Origin of the sequence: Nostoc sp. UHCC 0251 (genome assembly GCF_034932245.1) — a bacterium.
Taxonomy (GTDB): Bacteria; Cyanobacteriota; Cyanobacteriia; order Cyanobacteriales; family Nostocaceae; genus Nostoc.
The window spans coordinates 1-5,872 of record NZ_JAYGHD010000062.1; the positions used below are offsets into that span (position 1 = coordinate 1).

Consider the following 5,872-nt stretch of genomic DNA (forward strand, 5'->3'; position numbering starts at 1 on the left):
ACGTTGCAATGCAACGTCTCTACAAGGGTTTCAGGTAACGCATAATTAATTTCTGAACAATGCCTAATGCATCCCTATATAAGAAGGTGCGTTAAGCTTTAGCCTAACGCACCCTATTTAAAATTTATTGAGCTAACTCAACATCAAAGCAATCTATTTATGAATAGTCTCCCGCTCTTTATCAGCAGGTTCTTTATCTTTGAACAAGTCAGCCGCCGTTAAGAGTAACTCCCTCAAGGTTTGTTTGATTTGGTGTTCTTTTCTTGCTAGAGATGTACCAGCTTCACCCAGTTTATCTTCTAGCTGCGATCGCTTCTCTCCTACCTGTACAGCCATAGATTCTGCTTGAGGACGAGCCTTATCGTACCAGTGTTTAGCCTCGTCTAGATAATCTTGAACCTCCATATTACGTCCGCCATAGCGTGCAGCCATATTAGCTCTCACAATGGCTAGCTGCGCTTGCAGTTGTGCGTAACGTTTCTTTAACAATCCTACTTCTTCACTATCTTTAATAGCATTGACAGCAGAATCAATTGCAGTTTTGGTACTAGCTGGTTTTTCCCTACCCGTTTCTTCAATCTCTGCCAAAATTACATCAACCTCTTGCTGGAGTTGTTCTTCTTCACCATCCAGTTGAGCCTGTAGCCTCTTTATATCTGTCTGAGTTTGAGCAATACTTTCGTGTCTTTTGCTATTAATCCCTTCCAGCGCTCCTTCAATAGAAGCTGTCACTTCATCTTTGAGTTCGCTACCTTTTTCTTGAAAGTTATCAATTACAGCAGAAACAGCATCTTTCACAATGCCACGAACTTCACTAGAACCTTGTTTAAACTCAGAAGCTACTTGAGAAACTGCTGATTTTACAATTTCTCGAATCCGCTCAGTTCTTAACTGTCCCGTTTCTTTAGCTTGTTGCAGGTCTGCTTGAATTTGTTGCTTTATATTGTTAGGCATTTTCAACTCGTAGAATTTAACTAATTGGGATAATATTTTCTAGAAATATTCCTACATCCATATTATGGCGTAGCCCGATCAGGCTTGGTACATCCTTTAGATAGAAAATTCCAGCCCCAAAGAGGTGATGTGTGGCATGTTGCCCATTTGTGAGATGATGAATGTTTAGTGATAGTAATTGGGAGTAAAATATGTGGCGAGTAAATATTACTTGTTCGGGTGATGCCTGGAAAATCTATGGTGTTGATTTTAAAGCGATCGCAGCAAAATATCAAGGTGAATTAATTGGTTCCAAAAAAATGCCAGATGGTACACGCATCATGTCCTATAAAATTGAGGATGTTAGTGATGCAGAAGCTTTTCAAGAAGATTGTGCAAATTTTGCCGGATTTACAACAGACTTTGAATCCTTATAGTATTGTTTCTAATACTTATGCCTGTAACTAGTATGACAAAATCGGGAGAAGTTAATTGAAGAAGTTACTTAAATTAGTATTAGTAACGTTTTTGTTATTAATCAGTACTTTTACCTTGCCTGCTAGTGCAGCAGACACAGTTAACGGTGAACAAATATTTAGTGTTCATTGTGCTGGTTGTCATATTAACGGCAGCAACATAATTCGCCGAGGGAAAAATCTCAAAAAGCAAGCCTTGAAAAAGTATGGTATGGATTCAATAGAGGCAGTTACATCTATAGTTACCAATGGTAAAAATAATATGTCAGCTTACAAAGATCGTCTCACTGAACAGCAAATTCAAGACGTTGCTGCTTACGTTATCGAACAAGCTGAAAAAGGCTGGCGTTAAAAAGTAGAGACGCGATTAATCGGGTCTGTTAGAAGTTAGGAATTAGGAATTATCAGTTATGATTTATCTATTAGTAATTGTTAAGTCTTCGCATTGCTAACTTTTCACTCCTAACTTGAAAATGAACTTACCCGCAGCTAGCCGTCTCCAATTCACTCCTGATTTGAACATCTGCCGCATATTGAATGGGATGTGGCAAGTCTCCGGCGCACATGGACAGATCAATCCCCAAGCCGCCATTGAGACTATGTTCAAATACTTAGATGCAGGTTTTACCACTTGGGATTTAGCAGATCACTATGGCCCCGCAGAAGACTTTATTGGTGAGTTTCGCTGTCAACTAATTGATACTCGTGGGAAAGATGCTTTATCTCAAGTGCAAGCCTTTACAAAGTGGGTACCTCGTCCAGGCAAAATGACGAAAAAACTCGTCGAGGAAAATATTGATATTTCCCTAAGAAGAATGAATGTGCAATCGTTAGATTTGATGCAATTCCACTGGTGGGAATATCAGGATAAAAATTATCTGGATGCCCTCAAATATATGGCAGAACTTCAGACTGAGGGTAAAATTAAGCATTTAGGTTTAACTAATTTTGACACGGAAAACTTAAAGATTATTACTGAAGCAGGCATCAAGATTGTTTCTAACCAAGTGCAATTTTCTCTGGTTGATCGCCGTCCCGAAGTTAATATGGTGGAGTTTTGTCAACAGCATGACATAAAGCTTTTTACTTACGGTACACTGTGCGGCGGTTTATTATCAGAAAACTATTTGGGTAAACCGGAACCGCGAGGAGTTGATCTCTCCACTGCTAGTTTGAAAAAATATAAAAATATGATTGATGCTTGGGGTGGTTGGCAATTATTTCAAGAGTTGCTGGCTATTCTGAAGGAAATTGCTAATAAGCATGGCGTAAGCATTTCTAATGTGGCAGTGCGTTACATTTTAGATCAGCCAACTGTGGGCGGTGTAATAGTTGGTGCCAGACTTGGAGTATCTGAACATATAGAAGATAACGCCAAAGTATTTAGTTTTAGTTTAGATACAGACGATCGCGATCGCATCAGTGCAGTATCTCGCCAATCACGCGATTTGTACCAGCTAATCGGCGATTGCGGCGACGAATATCGGCGATAATTTCAGGAAAAAGGTGATAATACGGTGAAGGTTACTGTGGAAACTACTGCTGTCAGCCATGCCCCTAAACTTCACCTTCGCCCTCAGTCAACAGCAGACTTTTGAACTGCGCTGTAATTATGGCTCGCGTCGCCTGGATAAAACGGAGTTAGCAGCGCTGATTGATTTGTGCGAGCAAAATTATTATCCTCGACGAACAGATAACTTACACGATCTCGAACAGTTGGGACGGCGACTTTATCAATGGCTGGATGGGAATGAGGGATGGTTGAGAAGGGCGCTGAATGAGGCGGATGAGCAAACGATTCTTCTAGATTTGATTCAAACCAGCGAAGCACAGGGGTTGAATCCCGAAACAGAACGGGTAGCCTTGGGATTGGGACATTTGCCTTGGGAGTTGCTACACGCTGTTGGAGGGTTTTTACTAGAACGCGAGGATATTTCCGTTTTGCTAGTGCGTTGTGTGCAGCAGCGTCAAACTCAAGTGATTGGCGTACAAAATCGCCCCTTGCGGTTGCTGTTTATGGCAACTTCTCCTGAAGATCCGAGAGTTCCACCACTGGGGTTTGAGCAGGAAGAAGCGAACATTTTGCAAGCAACTAAGGATCAGCCTTTGGCGTTGATTGTCGAAGAAAGCGGCTCGGTTGCAGAGTTAGCTAATTTGGTGAAATCCTACACAGAAGACTATTTTGATGTCTTTCACCTCACGGGACACGGGATAATTTATACCAAAAAAGATTACGGCTATTTGCTGCCAACAGGTAGAACATTACCAGACAATACCCCCTGCTTCATCACTGAAGATGAGGTGGGGAATATGCAGCTTACTACCGTCAATGATTTAGCTAAAGCCTTTCGCGGACGCTGGCCGCGTGTAATTTTTCTCTCTGGTTGTCATACAGGACAGGTTGCTAACAAGGGGACAGTACCCTCGATGGCGCAAGCGTTGGTAAAGGCGGGGGCAGGTATAGTTTTAGGCTGGGCGCGTCCGGTGTATGACCGCACGGGTATTGTAGCGGCACAGGCACTTTATCAAGCTTTGGCGACAGGGGCAACTGTTGAAGAAGCGGTCAAAGCGGCGCAGCAGGAGATGATTGACGAAGAATGTACCGACTGGCATCTATTGCGGATGTATCGGGATACGCGCCCCATTAACCAACTAGTGACAGCCCTGAGAACAAGAAATCGTGAAAGGCTGACGTTTACAGCGCCAGAGCAAGAATTTCTGGATGAGAATAATCAAGTTAAAGTTGCCAGTCGGTTTGAATTTGTCGGACGCAGACGACCTTTGCAACGCTGTCTTAAGGCTTTGCAGGAAACTAGCGACCAAATCGGCGTGTTTATTGCCGGTATGGGTGGACTGGGCAAAAGTACTCTGGCGGCGCGGTTATGTACGCGGGTGCAGATGCAGCGTTCTAACTTTGCGCGAGTTGTGTTGATTGGGCCTTTGGATGAGATAGGTTTGCTGACTAAGCTTTCTAATAAGTTTGAGAGGTTTGCAGATGTTCCCCAACTGCTGAACGAACCAAAGGTGTCTCTTAAAGGACGGTTGCAAAACTTTTTTACAGCGATTGAAAATGTTCATAACCAACCCTTGCTGCTGGTGCTGGATGACTTTGAGCAAAATATCCCCACAGATAATATTGAAAATGGCTCATTGCGGATGACGGCAGAAGCTTATGAAATTTTAGAGGCGATTTGTGCGGCATTGGCAGACAACAGGGCAGAGAGTCGGCTGATTGTCACCTGTCGCTATTTGAATGCAGACACCTTACCACCTCATCGCCTACACCTGGAACGCCTGGAACAGATGAGCCGCAGTGATATTGATAAAATCTGCTTTCCCTTAGATAAGGAAGTTAGGGAACAGTTAAAAACTCAAAGGATTATCTACATTGCCGATGGTAATCCCCGGTTGCTGAAGTGGCTGTTAGAGGTGATTCAGCAACCAGGAATAGCGGCGGATGAATTATTGAATCGGCTGGAGGCGACTGAGCAGAAATTCCGCGAAAATATCTTGGCACAAACTCTGCTGGATGCCTTGGAACCGGAAGAACAAAAGTTTCTCGCACGGTTGAGTGTGTTTAATTTGCCCGTTACTGTTGAAATCATTAACGCCATCTCCCCCTCTGTTGCTTCTCTGCAAAAGCTTGTCAGTCTCAGCTTAGTTGAGTCTGCTACCACTCACCCCACCCAGCCAGCTAATTATCGGGTGACGACAATTTTAGAATCGTTGCTAGAAAGAGTGTTGATTCAGGAAGAATGGCAAGCAACGCGACAGCAAGCGGTGAGGGAAATCCATCAAGTTTGGTGGGAAGAGAATCACAACCGCGCGGAAGCAGAAGGACTGGAAATTGTGCGGTTGGGACTGCTGGCAAATGAGCAGAAGATTGCTGTCAGCGTTGGAGATATGATTGCAACCAATTGGGTGAACAATTCCCGCTTTGTGGAAGCTTTGGAGTTATGTAAGCAAGTTCTGGCATTTTTTCAGGATTACCGCATCTTGGGAAGCATCGCCCTTGCTGAAAGATTTTTGGGTTTTGTACAAGAGGCTGTTATTCATTATCAGCAAGCTTTAGACCTTTGCCCCGAAGAGAAATTGCAAGAAAAAGCCACTACCCTGGCCAACATGGCAGAGGTAATCGCCGACCAAGGGGACATACCTAGAGCGATCGCACTCTGGGAACAATCCTTGGAAATATTTGAGCAGATTGGCGATATCAAAGGTAAAGCCGCTACCCTGGACAACATAGGACAGCTAATCGCCGAACAAGGGAACATACCTAGAGCGATCGCACTGTGGGAGCAATCCTTGGAAATATCTGAGCAGATTGGCAATATCAAAGGTAAAGCCCCTAGCCTCAACAACATGGCAAGGGTATTCGCCCAACAAGGAGACATCCCAAAAGCGATCACACTCTGGGAGCAATCCTTGGAAATATTTGAGCAGATTGGCGATATCAAAGGTAA

The 5,872-nt window shown here is 43.6% G+C and carries 5 protein-coding genes; 4 read left to right on the forward strand and 1 reads right to left on the reverse strand.

The features are described from left to right. Positions 1 to 153 precede the first annotated feature (153 nt). Positions 154 to 954, reverse strand: coding sequence for a histidine kinase (locus VB740_RS10040; protein WP_323199880.1), 801 nt, complete (start codon positions 952 to 954; stop codon positions 154 to 156). A 191-nt stretch (positions 955 to 1,145) separates the two neighbouring features. Between VB740_RS10040 and VB740_RS10045 the strand changes: the two genes are divergently transcribed. From VB740_RS10045 to VB740_RS10060, 4 genes are all read left to right on the forward strand, one after another. Further along, entirely contained in the window at positions 1,146 to 1,370 is a 225-nt protein-coding gene (locus VB740_RS10045; RefSeq protein WP_251955759.1) for a hypothetical protein, read from the forward strand. A 55-nt stretch (positions 1,371 to 1,425) separates the two neighbouring features. Beyond that, positions 1,426 to 1,761: a cytochrome c6 PetJ gene (petJ, locus tag VB740_RS10050; protein ID WP_323199881.1), complete on the forward strand. Its 336-nt coding sequence runs from the start codon at positions 1,426 to 1,428 to the stop codon at positions 1,759 to 1,761. 121 nt (positions 1,762 to 1,882) lie between these two features. Further along, the gene (locus VB740_RS10055; RefSeq protein ID WP_323199882.1) at positions 1,883 to 2,902 is read left to right on the forward strand and encodes an aldo/keto reductase; all 1,020 of its coding nucleotides are present in this window, start codon (positions 1,883 to 1,885) and stop codon (positions 2,900 to 2,902) included. A 58-nt stretch (positions 2,903 to 2,960) separates the two neighbouring features. Then, a partial coding sequence (locus tag VB740_RS10060) for a CHAT domain-containing protein (RefSeq protein WP_323199883.1) occupies positions 2,961 to 5,872 on the forward strand: 2,912 nt, incomplete at its 3' end.